Source organism: Shimia sp. R11_0, assembly GCF_017744035.1.
Taxonomy (GTDB): Bacteria; Pseudomonadota; Alphaproteobacteria; order Rhodobacterales; family Rhodobacteraceae; genus Shimia; species Shimia marina.
The window spans coordinates 61,704-78,739 of record NZ_JAGHQY010000007.1 but is presented as its reverse complement, the minus strand read 5'-3'; the positions used below and the strand labels follow the sequence as shown (position 1 = coordinate 78,739).

Genomic DNA, 17,036 nt, shown 5'->3' with positions numbered 1-17,036 from the left:
GTGAGCGCAGAAAAAACAAGTGTCAGGATCCGTCATCATGGATCAGCCGGACCGTAAAATCGAGCCGCATTTCTCTAAGCCGACGCGTCAGATTCTGCTGATGCTGATTGTTCTGGGGCTGGTGGCCTTTGTGGGCTATATCGCCCTGCCGCAGGTGATGCCGGTGTTCACCGCGAACCCGGAGCTGAACGGCTTTATCTTCTTTGTCTTCCTGATCGGGGTTGCCGCCACATTTGCACAGGTGTTTTCGCTGTTTCGCTCGGTGCGCTGGATCGAGGGGTTTGCCGGGCTGCGTGAGGGGCATGATCCTTACAATCCGCCAACCCTGCTGGCGTCGCTGGCTTCTTTGCTGCGGGAGCGGGGTGCACATGGGCAGATTTCTTCGGCTTCGACCAGCTCCATTCTGGAGTCTGTGGCAACGCGGGTGGACGAAGGACGCGAGATCACGCGGTATATTGTGAACCTGCTGATTTTCCTTGGATTGCTGGGCACGTTTTATGGGCTGGCGACCACTGTGCCTGCGGTGGTGGATACGATCAAAAGCCTTGATATTGGCGCGGGCGATGCCAGCGTGGATGTGGTTTCACGTCTGATGGATGGGTTGGAAAGCCAGTTGGGCGGCATGGGCGTGGCCTTTGCCTCTTCTTTGCTGGGGCTGGCGGGATCGTTGGTTGTGGGCCTGCTTGAGCTGTTTGCCAGCCACGGGCAGAACCGGTTCTACCGCGAACTTGAAGAATGGCTCAGCTCGATCACGCGGGTTGGCTTTTCCACGAGCGATGGCGACAGCGGTGATATTTCCGTTCTGGGTGCGGCGTTTGAACATATGTCCGGTCAATTGGATCAGTTGCGTGAGACCATGGCGCAGGCCACCCAAGCCCGCGATGTGAGCGGCAATCTGGATGAGCTGGCCAATGCGCTGCACCGGATTGGCGACGGGCAGGAACGTCTGCTGGCCCGGATGGGGGATGCTGGTGCAGGCGGTGAGGGCGGCATGGATGCCGAAAGTCGGATGCGGCTGCGCTCCATTGATGTGCAGATGCTGCGCATCCTTGAAGAGATTTCCGCAGGGCGTCAGGAAAGCATGACTGAGCTGCGCACCGAGATCACGGCGATCACACGGCTGTTGCGACGCACGGTGAAAGCGCAGGAGGCAGATGGACCTGCCACTAAAGTCACGCTGAAGCGGCCCAAAGGTGGGCAGGAGGGCTAAGGCATGGCCCTGTCACGGCGCACTGGACAGAGATTTCAGGCTTCGATCTGGCCCGGTTTCGTGGATGCGATGACCGGGCTGTTGCTGGTTTTGATGTTTGTGCTGACGATTTTTATGATCGTGCAGTTCGTGCTGACCGAAACCATCACCGAAAAAGACACGGAGCTGGACGCCCTGCAGGGGGAAGTTGCGGCTTTGGCGGATGCGCTGGGGCTCGAACGGGTCCGGACACGCAATCTGCAAGAAGAACTGGGCGGGTTGACGGCGACGCTGGCGGATCGGGATACGGAACTGCGCGAACAGACGGCCCTGATTGCCGCGCTCACCGCGACGCGGGATGCGCAGGCGGCGGCTTTGCAGGCCGCGCAAACGCAGATCACCAATTTTGAGGCGCAGGTGGCCGGGCTTTTGGCGCAGCGCGCGCAGGCTTTGGCCGATATCGAAACGCTGGAAGGTCGGCGGGATGCCCTGATTGACGAACGCGATGCGCTTTCGCTGGCGCTGGCACAGGCGCGTGATGAGATTGATGCAGGCACAGAGGCCGCGCGGCTGGCGGCGGCGGAGGCGGATGCGATGCAGGCGCTGATTGACAGCCTGCGTCAGGACGTGGCCGAGGGCGCGCAGCAGATTGACGAACTGGCTGCAGAAGCGGACCGGTTGGATCGCGCCTTGAGCGCGGAAGAGCAGCGCCGTGTGCTGGAGGCGGCCGCCGCAGAAGAGCTGCGCAAGCGGCTTGAAAATGCGGATGCGGAGCTGACGGCGATGACCCTGGCGCTTGAGGCGCAGCGCAAGGAGGCCGAAGACACGCTGACCCTGCTGGCGGCGGCAGAGGCGGCGCGGGAGGATCTGGACCTGAAGCTGGCGGCGGCGCTTGTGCAGGGGCAGACTGTGGATGCTTCCCTGGAAGAGACCGTGCTCAAACTGGCGACGGTGGAAGCTGAATTGGAGGCGCGCGAAGGCGCATTGGCGTCGGTACAGGCGCAATTGGCGGCGGCTTTGCTGGGGCTGGAGGAAAATCGGCGCACGGTGTCAGAGTTGCAAGCGCAGCTGGTGGAGGAAGTGGCAGCGCGGGCCACGGCAGAGGCGCAAGTGGGCGAGCGGCGCTCAGACCTTCAAGAGCTGGAGGCGCAGCTTGCGCAGGCCCTGCGCGACAAGCTTGCATCAGAGACAGAGGGCGCGGAACGTGCGGCACAGGTTGAGGGGCTGACCGCGCAGGTCGCGGATCTGGAAACGCAACTTGCCGCCGCGGTCGCCGCGCAGGCAGAGGCGCAGGACGGCGGGGCGTCGTTGCGGGAGCGGTTGGCAACGGCGCTGGCGGCCAAACTGGCGGCAGAGCAGAAACTGCGCGATGGTCTTAATGTAGAAGAAGAGCTTGCCGCAGCTTTGGCGGCGCAGAAGGCGGCGGAAAACGCCGAGGCGGCGGCGCTGACGGAAGCAGAGCGGCGTGATGCGCTTTTGGCGGAGGCCAATAAGGCGCTTTCCGAAGAAGAGGCTAAATCTGCAGAGAGCCTGCGCCAGATTGCGGCGTTGAACCAGCAGATCGGGGCGCTGCGCACGCAGTTGGGGCAGTTGCAGACGATTTTGGATGATTATGCAGAGCGGGATGCGGCGGCGCAGGTGCAGCTTGAGGCGCTGGGCTCTGATTTGAATGCCGCGCTTGCACGTGCCGCCGCAGAAGAGCGCAAGCGCCGCCTGTTGGAAGAGGCGGAGCGTATTCGTCTGGAGCAGGAGAAGATTGCGCTGCAGGCGGAAGCCAAGGATCTGGCGCAATATCGCTCTGAGTTCTTTGGGCAGCTGCGCAATCTCCTGGGCGCGCAAGAAGGGGTGCGCATTGTTGGGGACCGTTTTGTCTTCTCGTCTGAGGTGCTGTTCCCGCCCGGTGGCGCGGAGCTTTCGCCCGAAGGGCAAGCCGAGGTGGCTAAAGTGGCGGGCATTCTGCAGGGCGTGATTGATGATATTCCCAGCAACATCGACTGGATTTTGCGCGTTGACGGCCACACCGATGATGTGCCGATCACGGGCGGCACATTTGCGGATAACTGGGAACTCAGTCAGGCGCGGGCCCTATCAGTGGTGCGCTATATGATTGATGTATTGGGCCTGCCGCCTGCGCGGCTGTCGGCCAATGGGTTTGGGCAGTATCAGCCGGTGGATCGCGATGACACGGCTGCGGCACGGGCCCGCAACCGCCGGATTGAGCTGAAGTTCACGGAACGTTAAGGTCTGTCTATTGGATGGTGAGGGGCACTTCTGAGTGATCGAGGACCTTTCCATCCCGCAAGATGCGCACATGACCGAGATAGGCCCCTTTGGGCCACCCCCCCATCGGGGTGCGTTTGCCGCCAGCGCGGAAATACTGCGCCTGTGCCTTTTCCAGCGTGACAGCATGGGAGAAGATCTCCCCCTCAGGGCCGGAAATCCGCAGCTCTAAAATGTCATTGGCGCGGCTGCCATAGGCGTAGGCAAAGAGCACCAGCGCCTTGGCCTGGGAGGGAATTTCGGCGCGCCCGGCGATGCCGGATTTGACATCCTCATAGGTGGGAATGGTCACGTCAAAGCCTGCGCGGATCAACCCGCCGGGCACATAGGCCAGAGGCGCCTCCCAAAGGGAGCGATGCGGGCCTTTGCACTGATCCGGCGACGGTCCAGACGTATCAGCAGAATAGGGATCCACCACCTGATCGTTGTGCCGCACGGAGATATGCAGATGTGGGAACTGGGTGCGGCCAGAGAGACCGATTTCGCCAAGGGGTTGGCCACGTCGCACCCGATCGCCCTGCGCCACGGCGACGCTGTCTTGTTTCATATGGCAGTATTGCGTGACCCAGCCGTCGCCGTGATCCACCACAACGCCATTGCCGCAGTCGCGCCCGTTGAGAGCCGGGCTGTTTTCGACGCGGAAGAGCCGGTCGGCCATGCCATCCCTTGTGCCGGTGACAATGCCATCTGCGGCGGCCAGCACATCCACCCCTTCTTGCATGGCCAGAAGGCTGGGCAGGGCAAAATCGGTGCCTTTGTGCCCATCATAAGACAGCGGACCACAGCTGTGATCCTGATGGCCGGGGCCGGGATCATGATCGACATAGTTCTGCACAAAGCAGCTTGTGCCCAACTCACAGTCAACGGGTGTTGAAAACGTTGGCGCGCCCGCAGCCGGGTAAGCTGCGAGCGCGCCAATCAATGCAATACTGCGGGTGAGCATCAGTCCGCCGTGAGCAGCGGTGGCTTGTCGCCGGTGATGCGCGGGTTTTCCGGGCCGGCCAGATCAAGGACCAGCTCGCCGTTCTTGACCTTGACCTTCACCACGCCGCCTTTGGCCAGTTTGCCAAAGAGCAGCTCTTCGGCCAGTGGCTTTTTGATGTACTCCTGAATGACGCGGCCAAGCGGGCGTGCCCCCATTTTGTCATCATAGCCTTTGTCCGCCAGCCATTGTGCGGCTTTGGGCGTCAGTTCGATGGTCACGTTGCGATCCATCAGCTGGGCCTCAAGCTGCAGCACGAATTTCTCGACAACCTGCAGAATGGTCTCTTTCGGCAGCGGCTGGAAGGAGATCACCGCGTCCAGACGGTTGCGGAATTCTGGTGTGAAGGTGCGCTCGATTGCGGCGGTGTCTTCACCTTCGCGACGGTCCCGGCCAAAGCCGATGGCGGCTTTCGCCTGCTCAGAGGCACCCGCGTTGGAGGTCATGATCAGAACCACGTTGCGGAAGCTCACGGTGCGGCCGTTGTGATCGGTCAGCTCACCATTGTCCATCACCTGCAATAGGATGTTGTAGACATCGGGGTGGGCTTTCTCGATTTCATCGAGCAGCAGCACACAATGAGGGTGCTGATCCACACCATCGGTCAGCAGGCCGCCCTGATCAAAGCCGACATAGCCCGGAGGCGCGCCGATCAGGCGGGAGACCGCGTGTTTCTCCATGTATTCAGACATGTCAAAGCGCAGCAGCTCCACGCCCAGCGTGTCCGCCAGCTGTTTGGCGACCTCGGTTTTACCCACACCGGTTGGCCCGGCGAAGAGGTAGTTGCCGATGGGCTTTTCAGGCTCGCGCAGACCGGCACGGGCCAGTTTGATGGCGGAGCTGAGCGCCTCGATGGCTTTGTCCTGACCAAACACCACGCGCTTGAGGGATTTTTCCAGATCCTTGAGCACTTCGGCGTCGTCTTTGGAGACGTTTTTGGGCGGGATGCGCGCGATTTTGGCGACCACGGCCTCGATCTCTTTCACGCCAATGGTTTTGCGACGCTTGGAGGCGGCCAGCAGATGCTGCGCAGCACCGGCCTCGTCGATCACATCGATGGCTTTGTCCGGCAGTTTGCGGTCATTGATGTAGCGCGCGGACAGCTCCACCGCGGTTTTGATCGCATCAGCGGTGTATTTCACGCTGTGATGCTCTTCAAAATACTCCTTGAGGCCTTTGAGGATCTTGATGCTGTCCGGCACAGTTGGCTCGTTCACGTCGATCTTCTGGAAACGACGGGACAGGGCGCGGTCCTTTTCAAAGTGCTGGCGGAACTCTTTATAGGTGGTGGAGCCCATGGTGCGCAGCTTGCCGCCCTGCAGCGCAGGCTTCAGCAGGTTGGAGGCATCCATGGCACCGCCGGAGGTGGCCCCGGCACCAATCACGGTGTGGATTTCATCAATGAAGAGCACGGCATCCGGGTGATCCTCAAGCTCGGTCACCACGGCCTTCAGCCGCTCTTCAAAGTCACCGCGATAGCGGGTGCCCGCCAGAAGCGCGCCCATGTCGAGCGAGTAGATGGTGGTTTCGCTGAGCACTTCGGGGATTTCGCCTTGCACGATTTTGCGTGCGAGCCCTTCCGCGATGGCGGTTTTGCCAACGCCGGGATCGCCCACCAGAAGCGGGTTGTTTTTGCGGCGGCGGCAAAGCACCTGAATGCAGCGCTCGACCTCATGGTCGCGGCCGATCAGCGGGTCCACATCGCCTTTGTTGGCTTTGACGTTGAGATCAACGCAGTATTTGGCCAGCGCGCTTTCCTTGGCTTCGCCGCCTTCGGCGGTGCCTTCAATGCGCTGTTCGCTTTCATCATCCGCGCCGCTGACAGAGCGGGCTTCGCCAAAAGCGGGGTCTTTGGCCACGCCATGGGCGATGAAATTCACCGCATCATACCGGGTCATGTCCTGCTCTTGCAGGAAGTAGGCGGCGTTGGATTCGCGTTCGGCAAAAATCGCCACCAGTACATTGGCACCGGTCACTTCGGTGCGACCAGAGCTTTGAACGTGGATGGCGGCGCGCTGAATCACGCGTTGGAATGCGGCGGTTGGCACCGCCTCGCTGCCTTCGACATCGGTGACCAGATTGGACAGGTCATCGTCAATGAATTCGATCAGGTCGCTGCGCAATTCGTCGATGTTCACGCTGCAGGCCTGCATCACGCGCAGCGCATCGGGCTCATCCAGCAAAGACAGGAGCAGGTGCTCCAGCGTGGCAAACTCATGTTTGCGCTGGTTGGCCTGCGCGAGCGCAGCGTGGATGGCGTGTTCGAGCGTGTTTGAAAATGACGGCACGGTGTGACTGCTCCCTCCGGGGTTATATGGTGGCGGATGCCCCCGCCGTTTACCATAAGGTCGGTGTGTTAAAGTTTGGTCGATTGGCGGCGGTCTTCAAGGACTTTCTGCAAAATTTGATACAGATTTCACAGGAAACAGCCTCTGGTTGGGTCACTCTGTCGTGAGCCGCCACCGTATTGAGCGGGCATATACTGTATTTTACGCCCGCTCTTTAGGTTCAGATCAAAAGTTGTCTTTGCGTTTGCGCAGCTCTGTGAAGACGTCCACCGGTGCGGCCCCAGCCATGCCAATGGCGGCCTGAAGGGCTGGGTCAGCGCTGCGCAGGAAGGGGTTGGTATGTTTTTCCTGACCGAGATTGGAGGGCACGGTTGGGTGCCCGGTGGCACGCATGGCCTCTACGGCGGCAATGCGTGCGGCCAGGTCGTCGTTTTTTTCGCCAAGCGATGCGGCAAAGGCGCAGTTTGAAGCAGTGTATTCGTGACCGGAACACACTGTGGTGCTGTCGGGCAGGGCGGCCAGCTTGCTGAGACTGTCAAACATCTGTGCTGGCGTGCCTTCAAACAGGCGCCCGCAGCCCATGGCCATCAGGCTGTCGCCGGTGAAGAGCGCTTTGCTGTCCGGGAAGTGAAAGGCGATATGCCCCACCGTATGGCCGGAGACATCCATCACGGAGACGGTTTCGCCCGCAAAATCGAAGGTTTCCCCCTCTTCCAGTGCCAGATCTAAGGCGGGCAGGCGGTGCGCATCAGCCTTGGCGCCGTAGACCTGTGCTTTGTGGCTGTCGAGAATGCCGGGCAGGCCGTCCACGTGATCCCAATGGTGATGGGTGAGCAGTACGTGAGAAAGCTGCCAGCTGCGCCGCTCCAGTTCGGCCAGAATCGGGGCAGCTTCGGGCGCGTCAATCAGCGCGGTCGCCCCGGAGGTCTTGTCATGTACAAGAAAGGCGTAGTTGTCTGACAGACAGGGAATGGTGACGATTTGATGGGGCATGGAATTTCGGCTCTGCGTTGCTATGTTGTCTACAGATTTGCCGATCAGAGGGCCGGGTGCAATGCATCTTGATGTGCAAGACCTTCGCAATTTCTACTACCGCAGCACCCTGGGGCGCGCGGCCCAGAAAGCTGTGCGCGACGAGATGCTGGAACTGTGGCCTGAAGCCAAGGGGCTCACGGTTGCGGGGTTTGGATTTGCTGTGCCGCTGTTGCGGCCTTATCTGGCAGAAGCGCGGCGGGTTGTTGGGCTGATGCCGGCACCGCAGGGGGTGATGCCCTGGCCTGCGGGCATGGCGAATGTCTCTGTGTTATGTGAGGAAACGCTCTGGCCGATTGAGACCGGACATGTGGACCGGTTGGTTATGATGCACGGGCTGGAAACCAGTGACCGACCCGGCGATGTGCTGGATGAGGCGCAGCGGGTTCTGGGCCCCGGAGGGCGGGCTTTGTTTGTAGTGCCACATCGCTCCGGCCTGTGGTCGCGCAGTGATAAAACGCCCTTTGGATTCGGTCGCCCCTATTCCACCACGCAGTTGGAAACACAGCTTAAGCGTCACGGGTTCATGCCGGAACGTCATCGCGCCACGCTTTATCAGCCGCCCAGCCACAAGCGGTTCTGGCGTAAAACAGGCGCGCTTTGGGAAGGGTTCGGCAAAACCGTGTCGCCTGTCATGGCGGGGGGCGTGTTGATCGTGGAAGCCAGCAAGCGTGTGCATGCGCCCAGCGGGCCCGGTGTACGCAGCCGTGTGGCAAAACCATTGGGGGTGCTGGCGCCGACGCCTGAAGTGGCCCCGGCCTAGGCTTGGCTATTTCGATCAGAGAGCAGCGTCGCGTATGATGGTCAGCCTTGGATCATTTTCAGCAATACCCACCCCATTGGTAAAGTCTTCTTCCATCAGTTTCAGGATGGGGGTGTCCCCAATCAGAACCTCGGAATAGACCACTTCAAAGCCATTGCTGTAGGTGTGGTTGAGAATGTGCAGCTCGCCCTCAAGCTCAGGTGGTATATTGATGGTCAGGTGGTTGCCCGTGAGCGCATCAAGCACCGCAGGCCCCTGAGCGAGCGCATCCGGGTGGACATTGAGGGTCAGCGTATCTGCCCCTGCATTGCCTTCGACGTAGTGGCCAAGGCCGAATGTGATGGTGTCGTCGCCCTCGCCGCCAATCAGAGCGGTGTCATTGTTCTGGATTTTATCAGCGGTGATCACATCGTCACCTTCGCCGCCAAAGAGCTGCGCGGCGCCGTTGTCATCGCTGTTGACGATCATAGTGTCGTTGCCTTCGCCGCCATAGGCCAAATGGCTGCCGCCGGTGATGGTGAGCGTGTCATCCCCCTCTTTGAGGGTTGTGGCGGCGCTGTCGCTTAGCGTGATGTCATCTGTCCCAGCGGTGCCTTCGATTGGGGTCAAGGCAAAGAGGCGATGGGCCGCTGCGCCGGCCGTTTCATCGTCAGAATGGGCGCTGTCAGGATCAAACACGCTGGTGAGCTGTACCTCCCCTGCGGAGAAACCTGTCACGCCATCAAGCCGCATGGTGCGGATTTCAACATTGTCGGGATTGAGCGGGTTGGTCCATTTGAAGTGGACATCGGTGTAGGCCCCATCGGGATCTTCGGTGGTGGTGATCTCTGGCATAGGCAGATCATCCACATCCTGCATGTTGGTGGCAGCGCCGATGTCGAGCAGAAGCATGTCTTCGTCAGGATCAAAATCGGTGATGCGGGCGACGATCTGATTGTCGCCTTCCGCCCCGTCGCGCACAGAGATGGCGCTATCGATGTCAAGCGCATAGACGTCAGCTCCAGCGCCGCCCGTCAGGATGTGGGCGACGTTGTCTTCGGGCAGGCCAGAGAGGGGCTTCAGCACGAAGGTATCATCCCCATCGCCTCCGTCAGCGACAGCCGGGCCGCTGAGCGCGGATTGCGGGGCTTTGAGAATGAAAGTGTCGTTGCCAAATCCGCCAAAGGCTGCGCCTGCGTCGGAAATGTGCATATAGTCTTCGCCGAGGCCGCCATAGCCCTTCGCCGTGCCTCCAATTTCCATCATATCGTTGCCTTCGCCCCCCAGCAGAATGCCGGAGCCACGGGAACTCAGCGTATCGTTGCCTTCAGCTGCGTCGATGTTTTGGGTGCTGCGCGCTGTGAGCTCATCGGCTTTATCGGTGCCGTGTAATGTCGGACCTTTCAGCTCTTCAGGCTGGACCGCGTTTTGCCCTGAGGATGAACCGCCGTCTTGATCTTCTTCACCGGTGTCCCCGGCGCCATCAATCGGCCCCATGCCAAGATCCTGATCTTCATCGTCATTGGTGTCATCTTTGACATCCAATGCGTCAGAGTCATCGGAGTCGCTCATCACGTCGACAAAGGCAGTTGCCGCGCCAATCCCCAGCAGCGACAGAAGTACAATCGGACCCATAGTTACCCCCAGATCTCAGAATCAGACTCATTTCCCCAAGATCAGTAGGGCGGAGGTTTCATTGATATTTCGTTGACGGCACCGCGCTGGGCAAATCTGGCGGCGCTTTTGGCGGACATTTGAGCGCAGGGGGTGCGGCAAATGACCCCGAGTCACATGTGAAAAATGCGCTTAGATGGGGTGCGGATGTGAAGAAAACGAGCTTTTAAGACATATTTTTTAACGAAGGTTTAATAGGCAAAGGGTCGCACCTACGTCACAGCTTTAAAAATAAGGGCTTATGCCCGGTGTGAGAAACCTGCAAACAATGTTGCTAGCTGCGCACTCCTCTGCTACACCCGCGACGGATTTTAATGCCTCGTTAGTCCCGAGGCCATGAAACGCCCTCGGATGTCGCATACCATGGTATGCAATGTGCGAGGCCAGCAAGCGGAAGGGTGGACGTGTCCGAACCAGCTTCGATCTCCTCCGGCATTGCAGAACGCTATGCCGCTGCGGTCTTTGAGATCGCTCAAGAGAACAATGCGCTCAGCGAATTGGAAGGTAGCCTTGAAGGTTTGAGCGCGGCGTTGGCCGACAGCGAAGACCTGCGCAACCTGATTCATTCGCCGTTGATCAGCCGTGATGAGCAGGGCGCCGCAATCGCGGCCGTGGCTCAGAAAATGGGTGTGCAAGATGTGCTGGTGAATGTTCTGAGCCTGATGGCCCAGAAACGTCGCCTGTTCGTTCTGCCTCAGCTGATTGAGCACCTGCAGGCGATGATCGCCGAGCATAAAGGTGAAGTGACAGCCGATGTCACCACCGCCAAAGCTTTGACCAAAACCCAAAGTGAAAAGCTGGCGAAGACGCTGGCCGCTCGCATTGGCAAAGATGTCAAAATCAACGCGACCGTCGACGAGAGCCTCGTGGGCGGTCTTGTAGTTAAAGTGGGCTCGAAGATGATCGACACCTCGATCCGCTCCAAGCTCGCTTCCCTCCAGAATGCAATGAAAGAGGTCGGATAATGGGTATCCAAGCAGCCGAAATCTCTGCGATCCTTAAGGAGCAGATTAAAAACTTTGGCCAAGAGGCCGAAGTGGCCGAAGTCGGCCGTGTGCTTTCCGTCGGCGACGGTATTGCGCGCGTCTACGGTCTGGACAACGTTCAAGCCGGTGAGATGGTTGAATTCCCTGGTGGTATTCAAGGCATGGCGCTGAACCTTGAGAACGACAACGTTGGTGTTGTTATCTTTGGTTCTGACCGTGACATCAAAGAAGGTGACACTGTTAAGCGCACCAACTCCATCGTGGACGTTCCGACCGGTGACGGCCTGCTGGGTCGCGTTGTTGACGGTCTGGGCAACCCGCTGGACGGCAAGGGCCCAATCGAGTCCTCCACACGCGGTGTGGCCGACGTGAAAGCGCCAGGCATCATCCCGCGTAAATCCGTGCACGAGCCAATGGCAACCGGCCTGAAATCTGTGGACGCGATGATTCCAATCGGCCGTGGCCAGCGTGAGCTGATCATTGGTGACCGTCAGACCGGTAAAACCGCCGTTGCTCTGGACGCGATCCTGAACCAGAAATCCTACAACGACGCCGCAGGCGACGATGAGAGCAAGAAGCTGTACTGCGTATATGTCGCAATCGGCCAGAAGCGCTCCACCGTGGCACAGCTGGTGAAGAAGCTCGAAGAAACCGGCGCGATTGAATACTCCATCGTTGTGGCTGCGACCGCTTCTGACCCTGCGCCAATGCAGTTCCTGGCACCTTATGCCGCGACCGCGATGGCCGAGTACTTCCGTGACAACGGCAAGCACGCTCTGATCATCTATGATGACCTGTCCAAGCAGGCTGTGGCCTATCGTCAGATGTCCCTGCTGCTGCGTCGTCCACCCGGCCGTGAAGCTTATCCTGGTGACGTTTTCTACCTTCACTCCCGTCTGCTGGAGCGTTCCGCGAAGCTGAACGAAGACTTCGGTGCAGGCTCGCTGACCGCGCTGCCAATCATCGAAACCCAAGGTGGCGACGTTTCCGCGTTTATTCCAACCAACGTGATCTCCATCACTGACGGTCAGATCTTCCTCGAAACCGAGCTGTTCTACCAGGGTATCCGTCCTGCTGTGAACACCGGTCTGTCGGTTTCCCGTGTGGGCTCCTCCGCGCAGACTTCCGCCATGTCCTCTGTGGCTGGTCCGGTGAAACTGTCCCTCGCGCAGTATCGTGAGATGGCAGCCTTTGCTCAGTTTGGTTCTGACCTTGACGCCGCAACTCAGCAGCTGCTGAACCGTGGTGCGCGTCTGACCGAACTGATGAAGCAGCCGCAGTACTCCCCGCTGACCAACGCGGAAATCGTCTGCATCATCTTCGCAGGTGTGAACGGGTATCTGGACAAAGTGTCCGTATCTGACGTGGGCCGCTTCGAAGAAGCTCTGTTGGCGTTCCTGCGCGGCAAGCACGCGGATCTGCTTCAGTGGATCACCGACGAAGATCCGAAGATCAAAGGTGACGCAGCTGACAAAGTGAAAGCCGTTCTGGACGCGTTCGCTGCTGACTTTTCATAAGGGGTTCGGACAATGCCTAGTCTGAAGGACCTAAAAAACCGGATCGAGAGTGTGAAAAACACTCGTAAGATCACCAAAGCCATGCAGATGGTTGCCGCGGCGAAGCTTCGCCGCGCGCAGGAAGCTGCTGAGCAGTCGCGTCCTTACACAGAACGGTTCAATGCCGTTCTGGGTGGGCTCGCGGCCTCGGTCGGCGGCTCTGAAACTGCACCAAAGCTGCTTGCGGGCACCGGAAGCGATCAGACCCACCTGTTGGTGGTGATGACTGCGGAACGTGGTCTGTGCGGTGGCTTTAACGCAAACATTGCAAAGTTGGCGCGTGCGAAAGCCGCGGAGCTGAAAGCTGAAGGCAAAACCGTTAAGGTTCTGACCGTTGGTAAAAAAGGCCGTGACGCGATCAAACGTGAACTGGGTGATGACTTTATCGGCCACGTTGACCTGACAGAAGTCAAGCGCGTGGGTTATGACGACGCTCAGGGCATTGCCCGTGACATCCTCGTGCGCTTTGACGCGGGCGAATTTGATGTTGCAACGATCTTCTATGCGAAGTTCGTGAACGTTGTGAGCCAGATCCCAACCGAACAGCAGATCATCCCAGCTGCCTTTGAGGCCGCAGAAGATGGCGCAAGCTCTCTGTATGACTACGAGCCCAGCGAAGAAGCCCTTCTGGCTGACCTGCTGCCGCGCGGCGTCGCAACACAGATCTTTGCGGCCCTGCTGGAAAACGGTGCCTCTGAGCAGGGCGCGCGGATGTCCGCCATGGACAACGCAACCCGCAACGCAGGCGACATGATCGACCAGCTGACCATCGAGTTCAACCGCTCGCGTCAGGCTGTGATCACCAACGAGCTTATTGAAATCATCTCGGGCGCTGAAGCGCTCTAAGAACCGGAGACGAAACATGGCAAACGCACAAGGTAAGGTGACTCAGGTCATCGGCGCTGTTGTCGACGTACAGTTCGACGACGCTCTGCCGGAAATCCTGAACGCCCTGACCACCGAAAACAACGGTAAGAAACTGGTTCTGGAAGTATCCCAGCACCTGGGCGAAAACACTGTTCGCTGTATCGCAATGGACGCAACCGAAGGTCTGGTTCGCGGCGCAACAGTGGAAGACACTGGCGCTCCGATCTCCATCCCGGTTGGCAACGCGACCCTCGGTCGTATTCTGAACGTGGTTGGTGAGCCCATCGACGAAAAGGGTGAAGTTGCTGCAACTGAAACCCGCGCGATCCACCAGCCAGCTCCAGAATTTGCTGAGCAGGCGACTGAATCCGAAGTTCTCGTGACTGGCATCAAAGTGATCGACCTTCTCGCACCTTACTCCAAAGGTGGTAAGATTGGTCTGTTCGGCGGCGCCGGCGTGGGTAAAACCGTTCTGATCATGGAACTGATCAACAACATCGCAAAAGTGCACTCCGGTTACTCGGTGTTCGCGGGTGTTGGTGAGCGGACCCGTGAAGGGAACGACCTGTACCACGAGATGATCGAATCCAACGTGATTAAGCCAGACAACCTCGAAGAGTCCCAAGTGGCTCTGGTTTACGGCCAGATGAACGAGCCTCCCGGTGCGCGTGCCCGTGTTGCTCTGACCGGTCTGACCCTGGCGGAACAGTTCCGTGACCAATCCGGTACCGACGTTCTGTTCTTCGTGGACAACATCTTCCGCTTCACACAGGCAGGTTCTGAGGTGTCCGCGCTTCTCGGCCGTATCCCGTCTGCTGTGGGTTACCAGCCAACACTGGCAACCGACATGGGTGCGATGCAGGAACGCATTACCTCTACCAAATCCGGTTCGATCACCTCGATCCAGGCGGTTTACGTTCCAGCGGACGACCTTACCGACCCTGCACCGGCAACCACCTTTGCTCACTTGGACGCAACCACCGTTCTATCCCGTGCGATCTCCGAACTGGGTATCTACCCAGCGGTTGACCCGCTGGACTCCTCTTCCCGTCTGATGGATCCGTCCGTTGTGGGTGAAGAGCACTATGCGGTTGCTTCTGACGTTCAGCAGATCCTTCAGCGCTACAAGTCGCTGCAAGACATCATCGCCATCCTCGGCATGGACGAACTGAGCGAAGAAGATAAGCTGACTGTTGCGCGTGCGCGTAAGATCCAGCGCTTCCTGTCTCAGCCGTTCGACGTGGCGAAAGTCTTCACCGGTTCTGACGGTGTTCAGGTTCAGCTGGAAGACACAATCGCGTCGTTCAAAGCTGTTGTGGCTGGCGAATATGATCACCTGCCCGAAGGCGCCTTCTACATGGTTGGCGGCATCGAAGAAGTGATCGCCAAAGCCGAGAAGATGGCTGCTGAAGCGGCTTAAGCGTTGTCGATTTGAAATGAATTGGCTGGCGTTGTTTGAAATCAAGAATTTCAAGGCGCCAGCCGGTCCAAACAGTTTCAGACAATCGAAACGCTTTAAGGAGGCCCAAAATGGCAAACGTGATGCAATTTGATCTGGTTAGCCCAGAACGGAGCCTTGCTTCGTTTGAGGCGACCGCTGTGCAGATCCCTGGTGCGGAAGGCGATTTGACCGCCATGCCAGGCCACTCGCCAATGCTGACGTCGCTGCGTCCAGGCGTTGTGCGTGTTCAGACGGCGGATGGTGAGAAAGATTATGTGGTGACCCGCGGTTTCGCGGAAATCTCCACAGATTCGATCTCTGTGATCGCTGAGCATGCCCACAAAGGGGAAGAGATCACCAAAGCGGACCTTGAGGATGTCATCGCTGACGCCCGCAAGGCAGCGCAGGAAGCGCCTGAAGAGCACAAGGTTGGTGCGGAGAAATTCGTCTCTGACCTTGAACATCTGGCGGAAAACATGGTCTGATCTCGGTATCAGAACACATCAAGAGGCCCTGCCGCCACAGCGGTGGGGCCTTTTCTATTTAATCTGTGAATTTCCTCTTGATCGGGGCGAATTTCACCTTTCACATTACGTACGATGAAACGGATTAGAAACAATCACGTCGGAGTGGATCAGGGCGATGAGGTCCTGTTCTCTGATTTTGAAGATGGCGGTGACATGTGGACCGGCAACGGGCCGCGTGAGAGGCGCAAGCTGGTCAAATTTTCGGCCAGATACCGGGTTCCGCCATCGGTACATGTCAGCCTGTCTCTTTGGGATATGGACACTCAAGCCAACCTGCGGGCCGAGGTGGTGGCTGAGGAGGTTACCAATCTCGGGTTTCATTTGGTTTTCCGCACTTGGGGCGACAGCCGGATTGCGCGCGTGCGCATGTCTTGGCTGGCGATTGGCGAATTAGGGTTTGCGGACGATTGGGTGATTGAGGATTGACCTCAGCAAGCCGAACGCGGGCGGCTGGCCTGTGCTTCCCAAACGGCTACGCGATATGCAAACTGCCCGTAACCGCAGAGGTTTTGCGATTGATTTTCCGACTTTGAAGAGCGCGGCGATTTACCTGTTGCCGTACATCAGCTTCTGGTGTTGAAGACCTGTGGTGCATGAAGCCTGCGACACGCGGTGTAAGGGCTTAGGTGCTTTTTCTGCCGGAATAGGCGCATATGCGGCGCTTTTTCGGGCAAAGTCATAGAACCCGTATTCAGGGAGAGACATTGATGAGCGGAACGATTTTTCCGGACCTTAAAGGGAAGTCAGTTTACATCACCGGTGGCGCAAGTGGGATTGGCGCTGCGTTGACCGATGGGTTTATGGCGCAGGGGGCCAAAGTTGCGATCATTGGGCGCAGCCCGGCGGAGGCCTTCATTGCGGAAATGGAGACCAAACACGGCGCAACGCCTTTGTTCATGCAGTGCGATATCGCCGATGTGCCACGGCTGCGCGAAACCATCCAACAGGCCGTTGGCGAACATGGCGGGCTGGATGTCTTGGTCAACAATGCAGCCAATGATCAGCGGCACGCATTGGATGAGGTGGACGAAGCCTTCTATGACTGGATGCAGGCCGTCAATCTGAAGGCCTATTATTTTGCCTGTCAGGAGGCCGCCCGTCAGATGGACAATGGCGGCGCGATCATCAATTTCAGCTCCATCAGCTATATGATGGGCAATACGGGTTATTCGATCTACACCACCGCTAATGCAGGCATTACAGGCATGACGCGCAGTCTCGCAAGAGAGCTTGGCCCGAAGGGGATCCGTGTGAATGCGCTGGCTCCGGGATGGGTGTTGACGCAAAAGCAGCTGGATATGTGGGCCGACCCAGAGGCTCTGGCGGGCCATATGGAGCGACAATGTCTGAAAGAGCACCTGAAGCCCGGAGACATGATTGACCCGACGCTGTTTCTGGCGTCGCAGGCGAGCCGGATGATGACGGGGCAATGCATGGCCGTTGACGGCGGCGTGGTGGTGTCGGGGTAGGGT

14 protein-coding genes are annotated in these 17,036 nt (G+C 58.8%); 10 read left to right on the top strand and 4 right to left on the bottom strand.

Annotation, left to right across the window (positions count from 1 at the left end; genetic code table 11):
* Positions 1-37: 37 nt before the first annotated feature.
* Entirely contained in the window at positions 38-1,210 is a 1,173-nt protein-coding gene (locus J7382_RS14850) for a biopolymer transporter ExbB (RefSeq protein WP_209069820.1), read from the top strand.
* 3 nt (positions 1,211-1,213) lie between these two features.
* Positions 1,214-3,430, top strand: coding sequence for a peptidoglycan -binding protein (locus J7382_RS14845; protein ID WP_209069819.1), 2,217 nt, complete (start codon positions 1,214-1,216; stop codon positions 3,428-3,430).
* 7 nt (positions 3,431-3,437) lie between these two features.
* Here the strand turns inward: J7382_RS14845 and J7382_RS14840 are convergent, their stop codons facing one another.
* The 3 genes from J7382_RS14840 to gloB all read right to left on the bottom strand — a co-directional run bounded on the left by J7382_RS14840 (position 3,438) and on the right by gloB (position 7,732).
* Entirely contained in the window at positions 3,438-4,412 is a 975-nt protein-coding gene (locus J7382_RS14840) for a M23 family metallopeptidase (protein ID WP_209069818.1), read from the bottom strand.
* Positions 4,412-6,739 (bottom strand): ATP-dependent Clp protease ATP-binding subunit ClpA, encoded by a 2,328-nt coding sequence (gene clpA, locus J7382_RS14835; protein ID WP_209069817.1) that lies wholly within the window; start codon positions 6,737-6,739, stop codon positions 4,412-4,414. The genes J7382_RS14840 and clpA overlap by 1 nt, the downstream gene beginning before the upstream one ends.
* Before the next feature lie 225 nt (positions 6,740-6,964).
* The gene (gene gloB, locus J7382_RS14830; protein ID WP_209069816.1) at positions 6,965-7,732 is read right to left on the bottom strand and encodes a hydroxyacylglutathione hydrolase; all 768 of its coding nucleotides are present in this window, start codon (positions 7,730-7,732) and stop codon (positions 6,965-6,967) included.
* Positions 7,733-7,793: 61 nt separating this feature from the next.
* On the opposite strand from gloB, the gene J7382_RS14825 reads away from it, so the two are divergent.
* A complete protein-coding gene (locus tag J7382_RS14825) occupies positions 7,794-8,534 on the top strand; it encodes a methyltransferase domain-containing protein (RefSeq protein ID WP_058239567.1) in 741 nt (246 codons plus the stop codon).
* Positions 8,535-8,549: 15 nt separating this feature from the next.
* On the opposite strand, the gene J7382_RS14820 is transcribed toward J7382_RS14825, so the two are convergent.
* Positions 8,550-10,148 carry a hypothetical protein gene (locus J7382_RS14820; RefSeq protein ID WP_209069815.1) on the bottom strand — a complete coding sequence of 533 codons (1,599 nt, stop codon included), beginning with the start codon at positions 10,146-10,148 and terminating at the stop codon, positions 8,550-8,552.
* Between the two features lie 443 nt (positions 10,149-10,591).
* Between J7382_RS14820 and J7382_RS14815 the strand changes: the two genes are divergently transcribed.
* The 7 genes from J7382_RS14815 to J7382_RS14785 all read left to right on the top strand — a co-directional run bounded on the left by J7382_RS14815 (position 10,592) and on the right by J7382_RS14785 (position 17,033).
* Positions 10,592-11,152, top strand: a complete 561-nt coding sequence (locus J7382_RS14815; RefSeq protein WP_058239565.1) for a F0F1 ATP synthase subunit delta — start codon at positions 10,592-10,594, stop codon at positions 11,150-11,152.
* Entirely contained in the window at positions 11,152-12,690 is a 1,539-nt protein-coding gene (atpA, locus tag J7382_RS14810) for a F0F1 ATP synthase subunit alpha (protein WP_058239564.1), read from the top strand. Before J7382_RS14815 ends, atpA begins: the two co-directional genes overlap by 1 nt.
* 12 nt (positions 12,691-12,702) lie before the next feature.
* Positions 12,703-13,575, top strand: a complete 873-nt coding sequence (locus J7382_RS14805) for a F0F1 ATP synthase subunit gamma (RefSeq protein ID WP_209069814.1) — start codon at positions 12,703-12,705, stop codon at positions 13,573-13,575.
* Positions 13,576-13,591: 16 nt separating this feature from the next.
* Positions 13,592-15,016 (top strand): F0F1 ATP synthase subunit beta, encoded by a 1,425-nt coding sequence (gene atpD, locus J7382_RS14800; RefSeq protein WP_209069813.1) that lies wholly within the window; start codon positions 13,592-13,594, stop codon positions 15,014-15,016.
* Positions 15,017-15,126: 110 nt separating this feature from the next.
* Positions 15,127-15,522, top strand: coding sequence for a F0F1 ATP synthase subunit epsilon (locus J7382_RS14795; protein WP_209069812.1), 396 nt, complete (start codon positions 15,127-15,129; stop codon positions 15,520-15,522).
* Positions 15,523-15,636: 114 nt separating this feature from the next.
* Entirely contained in the window at positions 15,637-15,990 is a 354-nt protein-coding gene (locus J7382_RS14790; protein WP_209069811.1) for an H-type lectin domain-containing protein, read from the top strand.
* A gap of 281 nt (positions 15,991-16,271) precedes the next feature.
* Positions 16,272-17,033 carry an SDR family oxidoreductase gene (locus J7382_RS14785; protein ID WP_209069810.1) on the top strand — a complete coding sequence of 254 codons (762 nt, stop codon included), beginning with the start codon at positions 16,272-16,274 and terminating at the stop codon, positions 17,031-17,033.
* Positions 17,034-17,036: the final 3 nt, after the last annotated feature.